17 protein-coding genes are annotated in these 20,201 nt (G+C 38.2%); 5 read left to right on the top strand and 12 right to left on the bottom strand.

What is annotated here, in order from left to right; genetic code table 11:
• Positions 1-6: 6 nt before the first annotated feature.
• The 6 genes from JCM9152_RS00415 to JCM9152_RS00390 all read right to left on the bottom strand — a co-directional run bounded on the left by JCM9152_RS00415 (position 7) and on the right by JCM9152_RS00390 (position 7,495).
• Positions 7-1,548: a sulfatase family protein gene (locus JCM9152_RS00415; RefSeq protein ID WP_035339699.1), complete on the bottom strand. Its 1,542-nt coding sequence runs from the start codon at positions 1,546-1,548 to the stop codon at positions 7-9.
• Positions 1,549-1,588: 40 nt separating this feature from the next.
• Positions 1,589-2,443: a carbohydrate ABC transporter permease gene (locus JCM9152_RS00410; RefSeq protein WP_173402054.1), complete on the bottom strand. Its 855-nt coding sequence runs from the start codon at positions 2,441-2,443 to the stop codon at positions 1,589-1,591.
• 56 nt (positions 2,444-2,499) lie between these two features.
• Positions 2,500-3,444, bottom strand: a complete 945-nt coding sequence (locus tag JCM9152_RS00405) for a carbohydrate ABC transporter permease (protein ID WP_035339698.1) — start codon at positions 3,442-3,444, stop codon at positions 2,500-2,502.
• 78 nt (positions 3,445-3,522) lie between these two features.
• Positions 3,523-4,686: an ABC transporter substrate-binding protein gene (locus JCM9152_RS00400; RefSeq protein WP_052015417.1), complete on the bottom strand. Its 1,164-nt coding sequence runs from the start codon at positions 4,684-4,686 to the stop codon at positions 3,523-3,525.
• 207 nt (positions 4,687-4,893) lie between these two features.
• Complete coding sequence (locus JCM9152_RS00395) at positions 4,894-5,643, bottom strand: response regulator transcription factor (RefSeq protein WP_035339697.1); 750 nt, start codon at positions 5,641-5,643, stop codon at positions 4,894-4,896.
• A 13-nt stretch (positions 5,644-5,656) separates the two neighbouring features.
• Positions 5,657-7,495, bottom strand: coding sequence for a sensor histidine kinase (locus tag JCM9152_RS00390; protein WP_035339696.1), 1,839 nt, complete (start codon positions 7,493-7,495; stop codon positions 5,657-5,659).
• 293 nt (positions 7,496-7,788) lie between these two features.
• Here JCM9152_RS00390 and JCM9152_RS00385 point away from each other — a divergent pair, with 293 nt between their 5' ends.
• A complete protein-coding gene (locus JCM9152_RS00385) occupies positions 7,789-9,834 on the top strand; it encodes a sensor histidine kinase (protein ID WP_035339695.1) in 2,046 nt (681 codons plus the stop codon).
• 4 nt (positions 9,835-9,838) lie between these two features.
• Positions 9,839-10,534 carry a response regulator transcription factor gene (locus JCM9152_RS00380; protein WP_035339694.1) on the top strand — a complete coding sequence of 232 codons (696 nt, stop codon included), beginning with the start codon at positions 9,839-9,841 and terminating at the stop codon, positions 10,532-10,534.
• Positions 10,535-10,617: 83 nt separating this feature from the next.
• Here the strand turns inward: JCM9152_RS00380 and JCM9152_RS00375 are convergent, their stop codons facing one another.
• The 5 genes from JCM9152_RS00375 to JCM9152_RS00355 form a co-directional block, all read right to left on the bottom strand.
• Positions 10,618-11,337 carry an IucA/IucC family C-terminal-domain containing protein gene (locus JCM9152_RS00375; protein ID WP_052015413.1) on the bottom strand — a complete coding sequence of 240 codons (720 nt, stop codon included), beginning with the start codon at positions 11,335-11,337 and terminating at the stop codon, positions 10,618-10,620.
• Positions 11,338-11,346: 9 nt separating this feature from the next.
• A complete protein-coding gene (locus JCM9152_RS00370; protein WP_035339693.1) occupies positions 11,347-12,168 on the bottom strand; it encodes an ABC transporter ATP-binding protein in 822 nt (273 codons plus the stop codon).
• A 15-nt stretch (positions 12,169-12,183) separates the two neighbouring features.
• Positions 12,184-13,224, bottom strand: a complete 1,041-nt coding sequence (locus JCM9152_RS00365; protein ID WP_035339692.1) for a FecCD family ABC transporter permease — start codon at positions 13,222-13,224, stop codon at positions 12,184-12,186.
• On the bottom strand, positions 13,217-14,224 hold the full coding sequence (locus tag JCM9152_RS00360; RefSeq protein ID WP_148296406.1) for a FecCD family ABC transporter permease: 1,008 nt from the start codon (positions 14,222-14,224) through the stop codon (positions 13,217-13,219). Before JCM9152_RS00360 ends, JCM9152_RS00365 begins: the two co-directional genes overlap by 8 nt.
• Before the next feature lie 146 nt (positions 14,225-14,370).
• Entirely contained in the window at positions 14,371-15,396 is a 1,026-nt protein-coding gene (locus JCM9152_RS00355; protein WP_035339691.1) for an ABC transporter substrate-binding protein, read from the bottom strand.
• Between the two features lie 763 nt (positions 15,397-16,159).
• Between JCM9152_RS00355 and JCM9152_RS00345 the strand changes: the two genes are divergently transcribed.
• From JCM9152_RS00345 to JCM9152_RS00335, 3 genes are all read left to right on the top strand, one after another.
• Positions 16,160-17,122, top strand: a complete 963-nt coding sequence (locus JCM9152_RS00345) for an iron-siderophore ABC transporter substrate-binding protein (protein WP_035339689.1) — start codon at positions 16,160-16,162, stop codon at positions 17,120-17,122.
• Positions 17,123-17,318: 196 nt separating this feature from the next.
• A complete protein-coding gene (locus JCM9152_RS00340) occupies positions 17,319-18,131 on the top strand; it encodes an AraC family transcriptional regulator (protein ID WP_035339688.1) in 813 nt (270 codons plus the stop codon).
• A gap of 126 nt (positions 18,132-18,257) precedes the next feature.
• On the top strand, positions 18,258-18,704 hold the full coding sequence (locus JCM9152_RS00335; protein WP_035339930.1) for a carboxymuconolactone decarboxylase family protein: 447 nt from the start codon (positions 18,258-18,260) through the stop codon (positions 18,702-18,704).
• 296 nt (positions 18,705-19,000) lie between these two features.
• Here JCM9152_RS00335 and cntE read toward each other — a convergent pair whose 3' ends face one another.
• The gene (gene cntE / locus JCM9152_RS00325; protein WP_035339686.1) at positions 19,001-20,185 is read right to left on the bottom strand and encodes a staphylopine family metallophore export MFS transporter CntE; all 1,185 of its coding nucleotides are present in this window, start codon (positions 20,183-20,185) and stop codon (positions 19,001-19,003) included.
• Positions 20,186-20,201: the final 16 nt, after the last annotated feature.

Below are 20,201 nucleotides of genomic sequence, written 5' to 3'. Positions count from 1 at the left end.
AAAAACTTAAAATAATCGACTTCTCATTAAATTATCAAATTCCAACCGTTTATAATCTGCTTGCTCAGGAAACTCATTTGGATGCCTCTTTTTCAATTCATTAAATTGCTCTTCTCTTCCTGTTTGGACGAGTCTTTCACCATAATTCTTAAGGAACCCTTTAGCATGGAAAGGACCTCCTTCTTTTATAACAGTCCATAATGGATCAACATCATTTCTTGATCGAAACATCATTTCATCATGCCATTCATGCAAATAATAAACGGCTTCCATACATACATCTTTATTTTGAGCTGCGACATTGTGTTCTTCTCGTGGATCCTGCTTAATATTAAATAACATCTCCTTATCAAATAAATGATACCCATCATGATACGTTCTCATATACAACCAATCTCCAAACCTTACACTACGCTGTGCGACATGTGCACATTGAGAGATAACGACATAGTCCCTACTACACTCTTTCCCTTCTTTAAGAACGGAAGCAAAGCTTTCACCATCCCAATCAGGGCATGGGGGTAAATCAAGCATTTCCGCTAATGTCACAGGTAAATCCAAGTGATAGTGCAATCCATCATCAACAAATCCTTCTTTCATACCAGGCCAAGAGATAATCATCGGGATACGACATGTTCCGTCATCAGCTGTTCCGTGCTCACCATAAATGCCTAACTGCCCCATATTCTCACCGTGATCAGCAGAAATAATAATAATTGTATCATCCAAAATACCTTTTTGTTCTAATAAATCAAATATCTTCCCAACATGATCGTCTACATATCGAATGCCACAATCATACCCATCGATCATTGTACGTAGATCATCCAAAGTCTTAATTTCTCCAGGACTTCTCGGAAATTGATCACTTTCAACATTCGTGTATGTTTCATTTTGGTGATCAATCACAAGCTCATGCACAGTATGAGGACCTACTTCTTTCTTATGCTTTTCTAACGTTTCTTCATTTGCCCAGCTAGGCAACGGTTCATTAGCAAATGGATTACCAAAATCCTCAGGTGCACGATATGGGGTATGTGCATCCCAATAATTCACATATAGGAACCAATCGTCTTTCTCTCCGTTTCTTTCAACCCAATCATGGACGACTGGCGATACTTGTTCAGCTGATTCCATCCCAAACTTTCCTGTATTAATAATTTCGTTAAATCCGGCATAGAAGTTATACGTTGCATGTCGTTGAGGAAACGGACTAATCAATGTCGTATTTAATCCTGCACCTAACTGTAGGAAGGACGGAAGAGAACCACCAACTGATAACCTTCCAAAAATCGTACGGTCAACACCCTCATGTCTCATATCCCCAGCTGTACCTCCGTGACCGACTAAACCGTTACGAATGCCAAACTGCCCTGACATTAATGCGGTTCTCGATGGGGCACAAGGAGCATCCGATGTATAATAATTTGTAAATGTTACTCCTTTTTTAGCGACTTTATCAATATTAGGAGATGTGTTGCGTTCATATCCGTAACAACCTAAATGTCTTGGACTTACTGAATCTAAATCAAGAAATAATACTCTCACAAAAATCTCTCCTTTTAGAAATTCGTAGATATTTAAATGCTTAACCTTTTACTGCTCCTGAAATTCCTTCAATAAAATATCTCTGTAAAAATAAAAAGACGACAATGACTGGAATAATAGAAATCGTGGCTCCTGCGGCGATCCCTGTCCAATCAACTACATTCTCCCCACGAAACGCATATATCCCTACTGCTAAAGGGCGAATACTTGGATTACTAAGCGTCAACACTAGTGGAAGCAAAAAGGAGTTCCAGGTCCATACAGTTTGCATAATGGCCGCACTACCAATAATCGGTTTCGATAATGGAAGCATAATACTGACATACGTCCTTAAAAATCCACTTCCGTCTATCGTAGCTGATTCCTCTAATTCTTTTGGAATTTGACTAAAGAAACCTGCAAATAGCATGATTAGCATAACCGATCCTCCACCTGATTCAGCTAATATGACCCCGAACAGTGAATTAGAAAGACCTAAAGCATTAATTAATACAGCGATCGGAATAATAGAAAACTCAAGTGGAATAAACATACTGCAAATTAAAATGACAAAGATTAATTTTTTTCCTGGGAACGAATATCTACCGAGTGCATAGCCACAAGCCGAAGTCGTTACAATGACTATAAGGACAACACCGGCCGTAATCAAAAAGGAATTTAAGAAATATTGGCTAAAGTTCGCTGTATCCCACGCTCGTATAAAGTTTGACGTATTAAGTGTTTCAGGAATTAGACTTAGACGATTAGCAAAAAACTCTCGATCTGTTTTGAATGATGACGAAACCATCCATAAGAATGGATAGATCCATATAAAACATAATCCAATAAACAAAATATGTGTACAACCTCTTAGTAAAGAGCTCAGGCTTATACGTCGAGAGATCACGTTATTCATTTTATCCCCCCTTACTTTGCTCATTTATTTCGTAATACGAAATAATAAGATTCAATCTATTTTCGTTTTAATTTATACTTTATTAATTGAAGTGTCGCCATTATCGTAATAACAGTAAAGCCAAAGAATAATCCAGCCGCTGAAGCATATCCCATTCTCGGCTGTCCAACCTCTCCTGAAAAAGCATGTCTGTACACATACGTCGAAACTACATCAGTCGAGAAAAAAGGTCCGCCATCCGTAAGTGTTTTAATTAAATCAAAGACTCTCAGTGAAAAAGCAAAGTTAAAAAGTAATATGACGGCTCCAATCGGAATCAGTAGGGGAACCGTCACTTTGAAAAAGGTCTTAACATAGCCAGCCCCATCAATATACGCTGCTTCGTATAATTCCCTTGGGATCCCTTGAAGTCCTGCTAACCAAAATACCATGTTAATCCCTACACTCATCCAAACAGATACTATAATGACAGTAGGCATCGACCAAGTCATACTTCCTAAAAAATCAATTGGTACATTAATGATTCCCATGCTTATTAATAAGTAATTAACTCCTCCATTGGGGCTCCAAATAAACCCCATAATAATCCCAATAATAGAAGCACTTGTCACAACAGGAATGAAAATAAGTGTTCTATACACGTTTGCAAATTTCAACTTTGGATTATTTAATACCACTGCAAACAATAGACCTAATATGAGCTGAGATGGAACTGTACCTGCAGCAAACATAAATACATTTTTATAAGCATTCCAAAAATATTGATCACTTATCAGTTCACGGAAATTGGCCAAGCCAATAAAATCAGGTTGAGCACTTAACCCAGACCAATTTGACATTGAATAATACCAGTTAATTACTATAGGCCACCCTTGAAACAAGGCAAATAAAATTAAATTAGGTAATACAAATAACCAACACCATAAGACTACTTTTTTGTTATATTTCTTCTGTTTTATTGACGTTACTTTGTTTATCTTTGTCGTTGATACATTCTCCATTTGCCTCCCCCTTCATTAGTGACAGGTATAACACCTGCCACTAGCAAAGTCAGTAACTACTCAGATAATCTAAAATCATCAATACTCTCCTGTCGCGTACTCTTCATTAATCCCATCTACAATCGAAAGCTCCAAGTTATTTTGTACAACCTCTTGCTGAAAGTAATCTCCACCATAGTACTCCTCTAAATATCGTGCAGCCCATTCTGGGTGCTCTGATTGAGAATAAAGACCAAATCCCGGCATATTAACTAAATTGATCACACCTCTTTGTTCTCCATTTGATAGCGGAGGAGCCATTACGCCATAATCCAATTCAGGGTTACTTTCATTCCAAATACCAATATTCCAAACACCTTGAATAATAAATCCTGCTTCCCCATTGGCAAATAGTTGCCTAGCTTCAGGCGCAGAAATTCCCGAAGTTTGTGGATGATAGCTCCCGTCATCAGCAATTCCTGCAAATAAGTCAAAGACATCTAATACCGCCTCAGTATGGAACGGTGCTTCCCCAGTGTAAACACTTACTGGACTTGCTTCGCTTAACCCACTCCCATTTAGAGAAGACCAATCTTGAACAGTCGTAGTCCAACGCTGTGTTTGCCTTCCACCTTCAATAATGCCATAATAATTCCCATTTCCCGCTTCAGTTATTTTTTTTGCATAATCACGGAATTCTTCATACGTAGTAGGCGGCTGTTCTGGATCTAGCCCAGCTTCCCTAAATAAATCTTTATTATAAAACACAAATGTTGAAAAGGCAGGTAAATTTTGAGGTATCGTATAAATCTCATCGTCTACAGTTGTTATACCTTCAATAAAAGCTCCTTCTGAAAATCCATCAAAAAAAGCTTCATCAACCAAACCTTCTAGTGGCTGATACCATCCATCTTCAACTAAATTAGGTAATCTAAATCCAAATGGTACAGGAAAGATATCTGGTGCCTCTCCTGTTCGAACCGCTGAAAGAATAGTATCTCTAAATTGATCCAATGTAAGTGTCGTATATTCGATTGTTACATGTGGATATTTCTCCATAAACTTCTCATGAAATTCATCCCGTTGTTCAAGTGTAGAATCATACCAATCCATGACACGTAACGTAACTTGTTCTTCGCTACTAGTATCATTACTATTTGAATCATCACTTTTTCCATCTCCAGCAGTATCATCATTACTACCACAAGCTACTAATAGAATTACACATGCACATACCCCAAAGAAGAAGCTCCACTTTTTCATTTTAAAAATCTCCCTTTTGATATCGTATCTACCCCACCTATCCAATGTCTTTTTATACGTAAAATATTTAACTCGCTTATCTCATTCGATCTTCCTCTAGACGAGCAGAAAGCATCATACTGTTATTCCTCCTTTCTTACAACTAATTGTAAGCGCTTTAATAATTTAAAGTTAGACTCACTTTTTTACATTAAGGGGGGCTTTTTTTTACTTTCCATATATTTTTCGATATTCTCCAGGCGTCATCCCTAAGTCCTTTTTAAACGTTCTTCTAAAATGTTTTTCATCCAAAAAACCAACCTGTTGCGATATATGCTCAATTGTCAACTTACTAGCTATTAACAGATCGCACGCATGTTTCATTCGTATATCCCTTAAATATTGTACAAAGCCCTTTCCTGTTTCTACCTTAAATAATCGACTAAGGTAAGAAGCATTATATCCTGCTTGATCGGCCAATATCGATAGTGACAAATCTTCCATATAATTAGCCTCAATAAGTTGCAAAATCGATTGTATAAGGTCGGCACCGCTATTATTAAACTCTAAATTTTTTGGTTCGTTATTAATAAGGCCGTATTGTTTTTTATGCTCCAACTCCCAGTGCTCCAAAACATCTCTCAGTTCATCATTTTTTATCGGTTTTAACAAATAATCAACAGCACCGTAGCGCAAAGCCTTTCGAGCATATTCAAACTCATCAAAGCCTGTAATAATAATGACAGGCACATTGTACTTCAAGTTCTCCATTTCACCCATCATTTGTAGTCCGTCCATAATTGGCATATTAATATCTGCAAATAACAAATCAAACGTTTGTTCCTTCATTTTCTCAAGTGCTTCTTTTCCATTATGAGCTACGTCCGCAACTATAAAATTGATATCTAACTGGCGAACCATCTTTTTCAACCCTTCACACATCCAGAATTCATCTTCAACCACTAGTATTCGAAACATGACATCTCCTCCATCACTCATTATGAATCGGTATACGAACCGTTACAGTTGTTCCAGTCTGATATTCACTATCGATCTCTAAACCTCCGCTCCCATGATAGCTTAATGTCAGCCTTTGATGTACATTAGATAAGCCAATATGAGAAGAGTTCATTGTGATACCTTGATTTGAATCCGTTTTTTTATAAATTGTATCTTGAAGCTCTTTCAGCTTCGTATCAGACATTCCAATCCCGTCATCAACGATTTCGATCAATAATCCGTCAGATTCTTTTCTAGCGCTAATATTGATGATTCCTCGAGAAGCTTTTGGCGTAATCCCGTGCTCGACCGCATTCTCTACAATCGGCTGAAGAATTAACTTAAGAACAGGTAGATTAAACAGGCTTGAATCTATATCGAAATGACAATCTACTTGATTAGGAAAACGAATTTGAATAATTTTCAAAAAAGCTTTTACATGATTTATTTCTTCTTCAAATAGTTTAAATTTATCTTGATCGATGCTATAACGAAACATATCAGAAAGTGATTCGCTCATTTCAGACACTTCCTTCACGTTATAAACCTCCCCAACACATTTCATCGTATTTAATGTGTTATATAGAAAATGAGGGTTAATTTGCATTTGTAATGTTTTCAACTCTGATTCTCTATTCAATAATTGTAGTTTCATGTGCTTTATTTCAGAAACATATACTTTATCACGAAGCAGCTCTAACCGCTCAATCATCCGATTGAACGCTCTCGTTAACATACCAAATTCGTCTTCACGTTCTAACGGTACACGTAGCGATAAATTACCTTGTTCAGCACGTTTCATATAATTTTGTAACGTAAATAGCGGTCTTGTAATCACTCTAGCCAAGTATTTAGAAAATACGAAGATAATAACCAATGATGTAACAGCCATCAAATAAATCCCATTCTGAATTGAACTTATTTTCCCCGATACTTCATGAAACGGTACGACCCCAATGTATTTCCAACCAGTATTCTCTGAAGTATTAATGGCTATCAATGTTTGTTCACCACCTAAATCTACTAACTCATAGCCACTTTCTTCTTTCAATATATTGAACTCTGGTAAGTCATCTATTAAATTCTCTGTTACCTTGTCATGTTCAAAAAGCAAATCTCCCTCTTCTGAAAAAATCGCTACATATCCTGTATCACCTAAATGTATTGAATTACTCATACTCGCAAAATAATCTGGATCAAAATTAAACAATAAGGTTCCTCTCTCTTTATTCAACTGATATAACCTTCCTCCGAACGTTACAACATAATCACCGTTATAATAATCAGATTTATGAGGTTGGTATAAGAGAAACTCTTTTTCGCGAACAATTTTTTGGTAAATAGGGTCATGATGAAAATCATGATCCAGTTCAATTTGGTGCCACCAGCTTGCAAAGACAGGATTAACAAAATCTTCACTATAATAAATAACACCTCCATGATCATTAATTAGAAACACAGACCATAAATATTCACGATGTGAAACTATGTTTCTCAAAAAGTGACGTAAATCGAGTTGCCATGATAAAGATGTAGGCTCCGTTTGGTCCTTTAAATTTAAAAAACGCTGAACATCCGGATCAAAATGCACAATCCTAGAAAGCGCTCCCATTTCTCCGATGAATGAATTCATTCTTAAATCTACCTGCCGTGATGTCTCAACGATATGACTTCCCAATTCTTCCTTTAATGCTTGAGTCGAATTGACATACATAAACGACGAAACGATCGCTAATGGTAACAAACTAACAATATAAAAAGTGACTAGTAGTTTCGGATGAACTAGAATATTACTTGTCCATTGATCAATTTTATTAATTAATTTATTCATAAGTCCACACCCTTTTTAGACAATCTTTTCTTCTATTCTACATAGCAAACTGTATAAAAATCATTAGAAAATATTACTCTATTCAAAAAATAAGATCTTTAATTTCTTCCTATAATGGAAGCCCTATAAACAAAATAAGTACCGAACTTTCATTTAACAAACACTTATTCATCCTCCTATCTACTCACTTATATTTTTGTTGAAAATCATCTCTTAGACTTCATTCCTCTATAAAAATTCGACATATTTCATGATATGATAGTAATAATTGTTTATATTTGGGGGAATCTTTTATGAAATGGCTACACATCGCACTAATTGTAGCATTCTTGATAGTGTCTGCTTTTTATGCTAATAACCACGCCAAAGCAGAAACCACTGCTCAACAAGGAGTCATCGACTTACAAACTTGGGATTCCCTTAATGAAACCGTCGACTTAAGAGGAGAGTGGGAATTTTATTGGGAACAATTATTGGAGCCTAGCGACTTTGATGGAGTATCTCGTTCGCCTCAATACGCTCACGTCCCTGATTTATGGGCCACCTACTCGATAGCAGGTGCCCCCTTATCAAGTCAAGGCTATGCAACTTATCGATTGACATTTACATTATCTCATAAGCAAATCGAGTCAAACTCCACACTCGGACTTTATTTTAAACGTGTTGAAACGGCTTATCGGGTTTGGATTAATGGAGAAGAGAAAGGCGGAAATGGTACTGTCGGCACAACCTCTGCTGACACGATTCCGAGGAATTATCCGCAAGTGATTTATTTTGAAGCACAACCTGGAAAGAACGAATTAATCATTCAAGTTTCTAACTTTCATCATAGACATGGTGGGATGTGGGAAAGGCTTCATTTAGGAAATGCCGAGACTATCACATATATAAGAACCTTCAATGTCACGATGCAATCGTTTGTCATTGGCTTATTCATCATGATGGCCATTTACTTTATGTTCATCTATTTCTTTCGAAAAAGTGAAAAGACTTCATTAATTTTTAGCTTCCTATGCTTCTTTATAACTATTCGAATTAGCATCCTAGGTGAATCGACCGCGTTGTACTTATTTCCTTATTTATCTTGGGAATGGGTGTCCAAAATGGAATATTTGTCCGTTGCTTTTGCTGCCATTATGCTCGTTTTCTTTATTCATTATGAGTACCCAAAAGAGTCGGTTCGGTTCATACCTATTATCATTAGTATCATGCTACTTATTTTCTCTATCTTTGTTTTATCAACACCAGCTATTATTTTCACAAATTATATTTTTATGTTTACTTGGTTTATGCTCTTTCCAGCTATTTTATATACGCTATACATATATATCGCTTCCGCCATTCATAAAAGAAGAGGCTCTACTTCAAATGCAATTGGATTTGCCTTTTTCTTTCTATTTGCGCTTAACGATATTTTGTTTTATAACGATATTATCCATACAGGGGATTATTTATCATATGGCTTATTAATTTTCCTTTTCACTCAAGCAATCAATCTCTCATCACGATTTTCAAAAGCATTAAACGATGCCGAACAATTATCTAACAAGCTACAACAATCGAATGAATTACTTGAAATGAAGGTAGAAGAACGAACAGCTAAACTCAAGCAGGCTGAAATGTTCCGTACTCAATTGTTATCTACTATTTCTCATGAGCTAGGTACACCTATCACCTCCATCAAAGGTTATTCAAAAGCTTTGCGAGACGGTATTATTACTCAAAACGCATCTAAATATGCGGATCGGATATTCGAGAGAACGATTTTATTAGAAAGGTTAATTGACGACTTAGTAGAGCTAACTAAGTTAGAGACGAGACAAGTTGACTTTCAGTTTAAACGCACGGAGGCTCGTTCCTTTTTTAAACTATTATATGAAAAATATGAATGGGAGTTTCTAGAAAAAGATCTTCATTTTTCATTCGAGGAACGTAACCCATTACCAGCTACTCAACAAGCCGAAATGGTCATTGATCCTTTTCGAATAGAACAAGTATATTCGAATCTATTAACAAACGCCATTAAATTTTCACCTGCAAAAGAAGCGATTCGAGTGATTCTCGAATGGCAACTACCTTCTTCAACGAAGGTGGGACAAGTCATACTGCATATCGTGGATTCTGGCATAGGAATAGATCCATCTGAACATGAAATGATTTTCAAACGATTTTATCAAACAAAAAAGGAAAATGGCTCTGGTCTAGGTCTTGCGATCTCCAAAGAGATTATTGATTATCATAAGGGTGAATTACACGTAAATAGTCAATTAAATAAAGGAAGCGATTTTTATTTTTCCTTACCGGTACAGTTTATAAATGAAGAAGAGAAAAGAGAGTGATGAAGTGGGAGCTATTAATATTTTACTCATTGAAGATGATACAGACATTGCAGAACTTGTCACAATCTATTTAAAGCATGCAGGCTTTCAACCATCAGTCGCTTCTAATGGAGAAATAGCATTACAAATGCTAGCTCAATATGATTATCAGCTAATCATTTGCGATATTATACTTCCTGATCGTGAGGGAACGGAGATCATTAGAAGCTTTCGAGAATACTCAACAACTCCTGTTATCTTCTTAAGTAGCAAAAAAGAGAGCGAAGATATCCTTAACGGCTTTCAACTAGGTGGTGATGACTATATCACAAAACCCTTTGATCCAGACATATTAGTAGCAAGAGTAAATGCGCAGCTAAGACGCTCGACCCCTACACCTCATTCAAACATGTGGACAGATGGTCAGCTGGAGCTACATTTCCGTAGCTTAGAAGTCAAGCTAAATGGACATGAAGTCCCTTTATCTACGAAAGAGAGGCAACTACTTTTCCATTTAGCTCAATATCCAAACCAAGTTTTTACAACAGATCAGCTTTACGATCGAATTTGGGGCCTAGAAGGAATGAGTGATACTCGAACCGTTATGGTTCATATTCATCATTTAAGAAAAAAATTAGAAAGGGGACAGTCTCGTTATATCGTCACGGTTAGAGGCATCGGATATAAATTCAATTCATCTACTGATGAATTGAATTTTTAACCTAAGGCCACTGAAAAAGTCTGTTTATCTTTTCCAGCGGCCACGTTTAACTTCAGGAGGTTATCACTATTGAATAAGGGCCTTCACTTTTTCACAGGACACACCCTACAATAGCTTATTTTCCCCTCCTCCTTCTTTAAGCGATAGTACATACAGCACGTTTGACGAGTTGGGTTAGAATAAAGCTCTTCTCCTATTTTTAAATACGATTTAATCGGATTTTCCTTCAACTGAAAGAGCGCCCCACCTGCTCCTTTCAAAAATAAAAAATCGTCATAAATGCTTTGTTGTTTTATTTCATTTTCAACACAATCATCTAATGCATCTCGAAAAATCGAATTGATCCGTACTGCGACGTTTTCCCATAAGATAGTCTGTGGTATTCGGCTAACACGTTGTAAAGCTACTATGACTGGTGTAAGGTGGTTAGCAAATAGCTCCTGCAAAACGGTCGTACGCCACTTTTCACGATTAGCCTGTGCTTCTTGCCATGGACAGTCGCCTTCATTTATACATAGTCCCCGTTCCTCCGTTAAGCCACACGCTTTCAGCGGAAAGCAAGGTGCTCCATTCAGTTCAATCATACTATACAAAGTTGAACCTACGACTAAATAAGCATATCGCTTTGACAACATGGATGCAGCCACTGCCATATTGGGTGCATTCAGCTTCTCTTGTTGCTCTTGCAAATAAGCAAGTGCCTTCTCTTCTTGAAGTAAATCAATCGTTGAAATACCAATGTCACTTTCTTCTACTCGCTTTATATCAAAGTTATCTAATCGCTCTATTACACTTGTACTCATTTGGGCCACCTAGGAAGTCTTTCTCGTACTTGTTGTGACCTCTCGATACCTGCCTTTACCATGGGGAATGCATAAAGGCGTTCCAAAGAGTGGATCTTCTATAATCTCACAGTCCATTCGAAATACATCCTTAACCATTTTCGGCGTTAACACCTCTTCTGGTTTTCCTTGTGTATACACTTTCTTATCGTATACAGCAACTATTTGATGAGCATAGCGGCAAGCCAAATTGAGATCATGTAATACCATCACAACCGTCCGCTTCTCTCGTTCATTTAAATCAAATAAGAGATCGAGCACATCAATTTGGTGTGTCATGTCTAAGTAAGTCGTCGGTTCATCTAATAAAATGATATCAGACTGCTGAGCAAGAGTCATCGCGATCCACGCACGCTGTCGCTGTCCACCAGATAACGATTGAACAGGACGATCAGCAAACTCCTTTAAGTTCGTCACTTCAAGCGCTTCATCAACGATTCGTTCGTCTTCCTTCGACCACTGCTTCAACCACGTTTGATGAGGAAAACGACCTTGCTTAATCAATTGCTGTACAGTCAATGATTCGGGAGCAATCGGGCCTTGTGGTAAAATAGCTAAACGCTTTGCCACTTGCTTTGTTGATAAGCTACGAATGTTATCACCATCTAATAGAACGTCTCCCGATTGCGGCTTTAATAACCTTGCTAGTGAACGAAGTAGAGTCGATTTTCCACTTCCATTCGCTCCAACAAAGACTGTAATTTCTCCAATTGGTATTTGCAAATCTAATTCTTCGATAATCAGTCCCTCACCATAGCCTAATGACAATGATTTCGTCTCAAGAACACTCACGTCTCTCAGCTCCTTCTACATATTTCGATTACGATATAGCAAATAAATAAAGAATGGTGCACCAATGCCGGCGGTGAAAACACCTGCTGGAATATCCAATGGTAAAAAAGCCGTACGTGCCACCGTGTCAGCAATAATAACAATGATTCCACCAATAAAGGCCGAAATGAAAACAAGACTCGCAAAAGATCGACCTGCTAGCATTCTGGCTATATGCGGTGCCATTAAGCCAACAAAGCTAATTCCCCCTGCCGTAGCGACAGCAGCTCCTGCCAATGCGACACTAACAAATAACAACATAAACCGATGGAGCTGAACGTTTATCCCTAAACCGACTGCTACTTCATCCCCAAGCTCCTTCACATCGACGACTCGGGAGAAGAACAGAGCAAGTGGTATAAAAATCAACACCCACGGTAGGATAAGGGACACATCTTGCCAGTTCGCCCCGTATAAACTTCCCGTCATCCACAAGTACGCTCTCGTTACAGCCATAGTATCACTTAGAACGATCATCATCGTCGTCAACGCACTCATCGTCGCTGCTACTCCAATTCCAATTAGCACGAGGCGAATAGGTGTGACACCTTTCTTCCATGAGAGAAGATAAATCACAACCGATACGATCGCTGCTCCTAAAAAAGCTGCTAACGGAAGCCACTGCATACTAACAGCACCTGCGAAGAGCACAATAAATGTAAGTGCTCCAACCGTTGCCCCACCTGTTATACCAATGATGTCTGGTGAGGCAAGAGGATTACGTATAATCCCTTGTAGAATAAGTCCCGATACTCCAAGAGCTGCTCCAACGAAGAAGGAAAGAACAATTCGAGGCAGTCTTAACGTGTGCAAAACAAAATGATGTTCTTCAAGCCCCAATCCAAATAGATGCTTTATCGAATTGAACGGATGAATAAACGAGCTTCCAACGGACATCGATGTAATAAATAAAAAGATCGTAAGGGCAACGAGCGATAGTAAGACGATAAATGGCTTTTTGTATATTTGTATAGATACCGACTCTGACTTCGTTCGAAATGTGAAATACTTAGCCATTCTTCGACAACCCCCTACGAGCAATATAAATGAAAAATGGCGTTCCGATCAAAGCAGTCATCACACCGATTGGCATCTCCTGTGGCATGATCACAAACCTTGCCGCCACATCAGCTAGCAATAATAGGCTAGCTCCACATAGCATACTAAAGGGGATGACCCAGCGATAATCATAGCCTACAATACCACGCACCATATGCGGAACAATTAATCCGATAAAACCAATCGAGCCCGCAACTGCTACAGAACCACCGGCAAGGAATATAACAACCATACCGATCAATAGCTTCACTACTATCACGCGCTGCCCTAATCCTTTCGCTACATCCTCACCAGACTGCAACAAATTAATGGACTTTCCTAAAAATAAAGCAAGCAGCATCGCAGAAAACATAAAAGGTAAAATAGGCAAAAGCATATCCATACTTCTCCCAGAAACAGAACCAGCTAACCAAAATAAAACACTTTGAATGCTTTGCTCATTTAACACTAATAAACCTTGCGTAAATGAAATAAATAGTGCTGAAATCGCCGCTCCAGCTAGAACAATTTTGATAGGTGATAATCCATCTCTCCCAAGTGAACTTAAAAAATAGACAAGAGCACTAGCAACCGCCGCCCCTAAAAAAGCAATCCACATATAGTGCATTAACGATTGTACAGATAAAAAAGCAGCAGAAAATACAATAAAAAAGACCGCCCCTGCATTGATCCCAAAAATATCTGGTGCCGCTAAGGGGTTTCTCGTTAACGCTTGCATAAGCGCACCTGCGACAGAAAGGCTAGCACCGACAACAGTTGCAATCACTGCTCTAGAAAGCCTTGAAGTTGTCACAATGATATGCTCTGTATTGGACTCATCATAATGTAAGAAAGCATCTATTGTAACATTTAATGGAATGGATGTTTGCCCAAGAGCAACGCTCAAACAAAAGGAACTAACAAATAAAATAAATGCGAAGGTCAAGCTAATCCATTTAAAAGGTGTATTCATCGCCATGACATACTTACCTTCCTCCTCACAAACTCTTACAGCAAAAATAACAACAAAGCCACGGAAAAGGTTCATTACCTTTGTCCGTGGATTCTGCATAAACGCTAGGGAGCGCTCAAGCAAGCGTTTCCTAGCCTTTTATGCACTAGTCATTATTGTTCTAATTCAAACCGCTCATAAATATCATCAAGCATTAAATTCGCTGACAAAATACCACCAGCTAAATTCCAAGTAATTTCATCAACAACAAACACTTGGTCATGTTGAACAGCATCTAAATTATCCCATAATGGATGACTCGTCCATTCATCAAAGCTCTGCTCGACCGCACCTTCCGTATGATCATAGAAGATATAAAAGACGTCTGCATTCATTTCAGGAATACTTTCTTTATCTGTTAGCATTAAAATATCCTCATCATCTTGACGACCTTCAGGAGAACCAAAGCCTAGCTCTGTTAAAATGGAACCAGCAAAACCCGTTACATATATACGCGCATGATCCGCTCTAAAGTTCAATACGGAAACAGAAAATGGCCACTCATCATCTAATTTCTCTTCCATTTTAACTTGGAAATCAGCTACTCGATTATCCCAATCTGTCAAAATTTCATTCGCTTTCTCTTCCTCACCTGCAGCTTCAGCTAATAATTCAACTGACCCTTTAAAATCAAACACCGTTTCATGCACGACAGTCGGAGCAATCTCTGAAAGCTGCTCATACACTTCCTCGTGACGAATTTGCGAAGCGATAATCAGATCAGGATTCAGCTGGGCAATCTCTTCTAAATTAGGCTGAGTTTCTAAACCGACAACTTCAACATCGTTTAGCGCATCACCGAAGTAATCGTAGAACGGCTGCTGATCCCATGACTCAACCGCCCCAACCGGCGTAATCCCTAACGCAACGGCTGCATCTGTTGCTCCTTGATACAGCGTAACAATGCGTTCTGGCTTTCCATCAATATCGGCTGTACCTAATGCATGCTCAACCTCACGTATACCTTGACTCTCTTCCTCATCTCGGCTATCCTCCACTTGCTCATCACTTCCATCCTCATCTGGCGATTGCGCAGCATCCTCTCCACCACACGCCGCCAAAATGAACAACAGTGATAGAATAAGAACAAATAAACGACTACTATGTACCCCTTTTTGTGAAAATGCCACTTTGGACATGTCCCCCACTCCTCTTTATGTATATTGATAATAATTATCACTGTCAATTATTTTAAGCGACAGCTTTCATTGTGTCAATGAGAATTTTTATCATTATTGTTTTCTTATTAAGAAAAGAACTAAGAGGGAGAAAAGCCAAATCAGTGGAATACAGCGCGACACCGCCTCCTCTATCCATTCGAGAGAGGCCGCTGAAAAAGTGCGATTTTCACTTTTTTAGTGGACTTTAAGTAATGTGCGTAGCCGTTGCCCGATATTGAAAGCCTTGCTATGAGTGGCTTTCTCATAGAAAGGCGCGCAACGAACGGAGCCATTACTCTTCTTTGAGTTACTAGAAAGGACTTTTTCAGTGCTCTCCATTCGAGAGGCACGGGGGATCTCATAAAGAACAAAGGGAATCCTCTTTCCGCTAATTCGAGGTACCTCCTCTTCATGAGAAGAAAAAGGAATCCTCTTTCCACTATTTGAGCTAAATAACGCCAAAAGGAGCTATAAAACCCGAAATAGAGGAATGAGGAACCGTAATATCATGAAAAAGTGAAATATAGAAAAAATAGAGGAATGAGGAACCGCACTCATCACTTAACCTATTCAGTTTGTTCTTACTTAATCTCCTATTAAACTTTCTTTTGCCTCTATATATTAAAATAATCCATCCCTATTGATTCAGATTATCCATTGAATTACAAGATAAAATTTTTTATAATATCAAACGATACTGATAATCATTTTCAAATAAAAAAACGAAGGTTAGGTGTTTACATTGAAGACTCGATTTAACATTATTCTACTATTATCTGCTGCACTAACTCTATTACTAATCGCATGCAGTTCTCAATCTTCTACTACAGAAGATGAATTAGAAGATACACATTCTAATACAGGTCATAGAATCGTCGTAGATCATAAAGGAGAGCAGACTTTACCCGAACACCCTGAAAGAATTGCAGTCACTTACTTTACATTAACAGAGCTTCTGCTTTCATTCAATCATCCTCCTGTCGGGGCAAATTACTTTGACGACTTTGTAGCCAATTTCCAAGCACTTCAGCCCTACTACCAAGGAACAGAGATTGTTGATATTGGTAGCTACAATGAAATCAACCTAGAGAAATTACTTGATCTGAATCCCGATCTTATATTAGCAGCAGGTTCTGATGGAGATGCTTCGGGAAATGACCAGATTTATAGTCAACTAACTCAAATCGCACCCGTATTTTTCATTGATTCTTCAAAGGCAAATGACGATTGGCAATGGGCATTGCTTGAAATTGGTAAGGCCCTTAACCTTGAGAAAGACGCAGAAGAGATTATTGCTCAATATCAAAACCATCTAAATGACGCCAAAGATCAATTAGCCGATTCAAATGAACAGACAGTATTATTTATCGATTTGCAAGACAATGGCTTTTTCTTATGGGGAACAGAACGATTACATTATTACAATGATCTCGAATTAGCAACTCCTGAATCTTTTGATGGTACATCTCAGGAAATTTCGCTAGAAGGGCTAAGTACATTAAATCCAGATCATATCTTTATACACAACCGTTCCGATGTCGAACTAGAGCCTAGATTAAAAGAATTAGAAAACAGCACCGTTTGGAATCACCTGCAAGCCGTGCAAAACAATCACGTTCATTTGCTCGAAAGCTCCGCATTCTCTCCTGGGCCAATTGGGGTTAATTACGGAATTGAAACCATTATCAATGCTTTAAATCATTAACATTACTACTAATTCGCAGTGCAAGCTGTTTTATTAAAGCTTTCCTTGATTAGCATTCTTTTGCAAGGAAAGCTTATATTTTTAAGTTCATTTGCTACCCACCTCTTTACGATCATGTCCCTCCTTAGTTGAAATTTCTCCTAAGCAATTATGTATGATAATATTTGATCATAATGATCGTATAAGGGGTAAAGCAATGGTGAAACTAGATTCATTAACTTCATACTATTCAAAAGGCTTATTTTCTGTTTCAGATGTATTTTGGTGCTCTCTTGAAGGAGGCTATTCTAATTTGAACTTCAAAACTCCTGCTGCTGGCTTTTTGTATGTGCTTAAAGGAGAAGGAAAATTTACTTTTGATGGGACAGAATACAGTGCTACGCCAGGAACCATTTTACACGGTGGTTGTCAAATGAACTTAGATTATGAAACAAGCCCAAAGACAGACTTCGAATATTGTTTAATCCATTATACTTGTGAAGCTAATACAGTTGAAAAGCACACCAACTCACACTATAAATTACAAGTACACCTTAACCATACATTACTCGAACTATTAAAATCTCTTCATACAAATTCTGTTGCATCTGGACCCCTATCAGCATTTCGTTCTAGAATTCTATTTTATCAGTTACTGTATGAATCAATTGTTTCTTGTCAGAACGAATCCCATTCGAATGAGCAAACAAATATGGTTCATGATGCAATCCGTTATTTCCAATTGAATTACAACAAATCAATAACATTAACTGATATGGCTAATCGATACGGGGTCAGTCAAGGCTTTTTTTCATCTCAATTTCGATATTATAACGGATTAAGTCCTATTGACTATTTGATTAAGTTCCGAATCAAAAAAGCCAAAGAATTACTTTCGTTCACACATCACTCTGTTCTCGATATAGCTAAAACGATTGGATATGCAGATGTATATTATTTCAGCCGATTATTCAAAAAGCATACCGGGATGTCTCCAAGTGTTTACCGCAAATACCATAATCAGCGTTAACTTAACGTATTCCTATTTGGCCGTTTGCTTTTTTAACAAAAAATAATTCACTCATCAATGTCACAAACTCCCCTTCTTATTTGTCATATAGGTTGAAACAAATTATTTTTAGGGAGAGTGATGACGTTGACCATTCGAATCAATCATCAAAAGGTCCATCCACAAATTTTTGAAACGATGATGAAGCTTGAAACCTTAATTACTGAAAGTGGATTAGATCCAACACTGTACAACCTTATTAAGATACGTGCTTCGCAGATTAACGGTTGTTCCTTTTGTATCGATATGCATGCAAAAGAGCTTCAAAGAAAGGGCGAAAGCCTAGATCGTATCTTATTACTGACCGTTTGGCGTGAAGTTCCTATCTATACGAATGCAGAAAAGGCTGTACTAGAATTAACGGAATACGTAACAAGGGTAGCTGAAGATGGCGTCCCAGACCATGTTTATCAGAACGTCCTTCAATACTACTCAGAAAAGGAATTTCTCACATTCATAATGGCTATTAATACGATAAATAGCTGGAATCGCTTAGGTATCGCTACTGGAATGTTTCCTGGCTGCTTTTTATAGAAGGAAAACGCAATAGCGTCTTTTCTTCTCACATTTCTTCCTCGAATTTTATAGTTTCTTAATCTTCTAAAAAAAAAGACCTCCAATGACGAGGTAGCTGAAAAGTGAAAATCGCACTTTTTCAGCTACCTTTAAGTAATGTGCGTAGCCGTTGCCCGATTTTGAAAGCCTTTCTATGAGTGGGCTTCTCATAGAAAGGCGCGCAACGAGCGGAGCCATTACTCTTCTTTGAGTTACTAAAAAGGAATTTTTCAGTGACCTCCCAATGACTCGGAGATCCACCCTTTACATATTTTTCACCCAACAAATTCCTTTCTCCGCTCATAAGCAAACCCAACCATCAATAGCCCTAATATCGCACATATGATGTACATCAGCGGGTATGAGAACAGATCAGCTACTGGACCCATCACCACACCACCTAATGACACACCTAAATCTGCCATGGCAATAAATAGTCCAAGTAACATATTTCGACTTGAGCGCGGCAAAACAAAAGATAAATAGGTGGTTAATGTAGGATATAGTAACGCCTGAGCAATTCCCATTAAGATAGCGCCGATATAGAATACAATAGCCCCACCAATTACCGATAATCCTACACATAATGACGCTACGGTTAAAATGAACATCGTCCCCATCATAAAAGTAGAGTGCCATTTTCCATCTGACGGAATTCTGCTTTTTAAAGTAAACCGTGCAATCACTACAGTTGCCGCTTGAAGCATAAGATAAATCCCTGCATTTCCACCCTCTAGTTGCATGGCATACAGTGGAATGAAGGTCGTAATCGCCCCAAATACAATCGATGCCACAAGCATTAGTACGCTGCATTTAAATAAAAATGGATTCTTTACTAGCTGACTATATGAACGAAAGGTAGCTACCTTCCGTTCATTACTCTCAGGCGTCACGCTTGCTTCTTCGTTTTTTTCTATTTTTGCAGTGTAACCGACAAATCCGGTAATCACCGCAATCGCAACCATGATAACCGTAAAATAATTCATTCCCTCCTGCCAAATACCTATCGCCAATAAAGGGCCAATAATACCAGGAATATATGAAAATAGAGAGTATAATGAGATTCCTTGCGAACGTTCCTTATCTGGCAAAGCATCAATGATCCCTACTTGTAGCGCCATCGAAAAAAAAGCAGTAGACACACCTTGTAGCATTCGCGCAATCAAGTAGCCACCTAAACCTGTAACCGTATATAATAACAGGGCAATTCCATTAATGATCAATATAATCCTCAACACTCGTATCGGTCCATGCCGCTCAATCATTTGACCTGCCCATGGACGGAAGAACATCGTTGTAAATAAATAAGCCCCCATGACTACACCGATTGTCGTATTGCTAGCTCCTAAGCTTTCCCCTTGCAATGGAATAATGACATTCAGTATAGCATTTGCACTGAAATAGAGGAGAACTAACACATACAAGCGTAGAAAAGGCCAAGACATTGCTCCACTAAACATGACTTTCTCCTTCATT

It is taken from the genome of Halalkalibacter hemicellulosilyticusJCM 9152, assembly GCF_000513115.1.
In the GTDB taxonomy this organism is placed as follows: Bacteria; Bacillota; Bacilli; order Bacillales; family Bacillaceae_D; genus Halalkalibacter; species Halalkalibacter hemicellulosilyticus.
The sequence above is the reverse complement of the archived record's forward strand: the minus strand, read 5'-3'. Positions and strand labels throughout refer to the sequence as shown.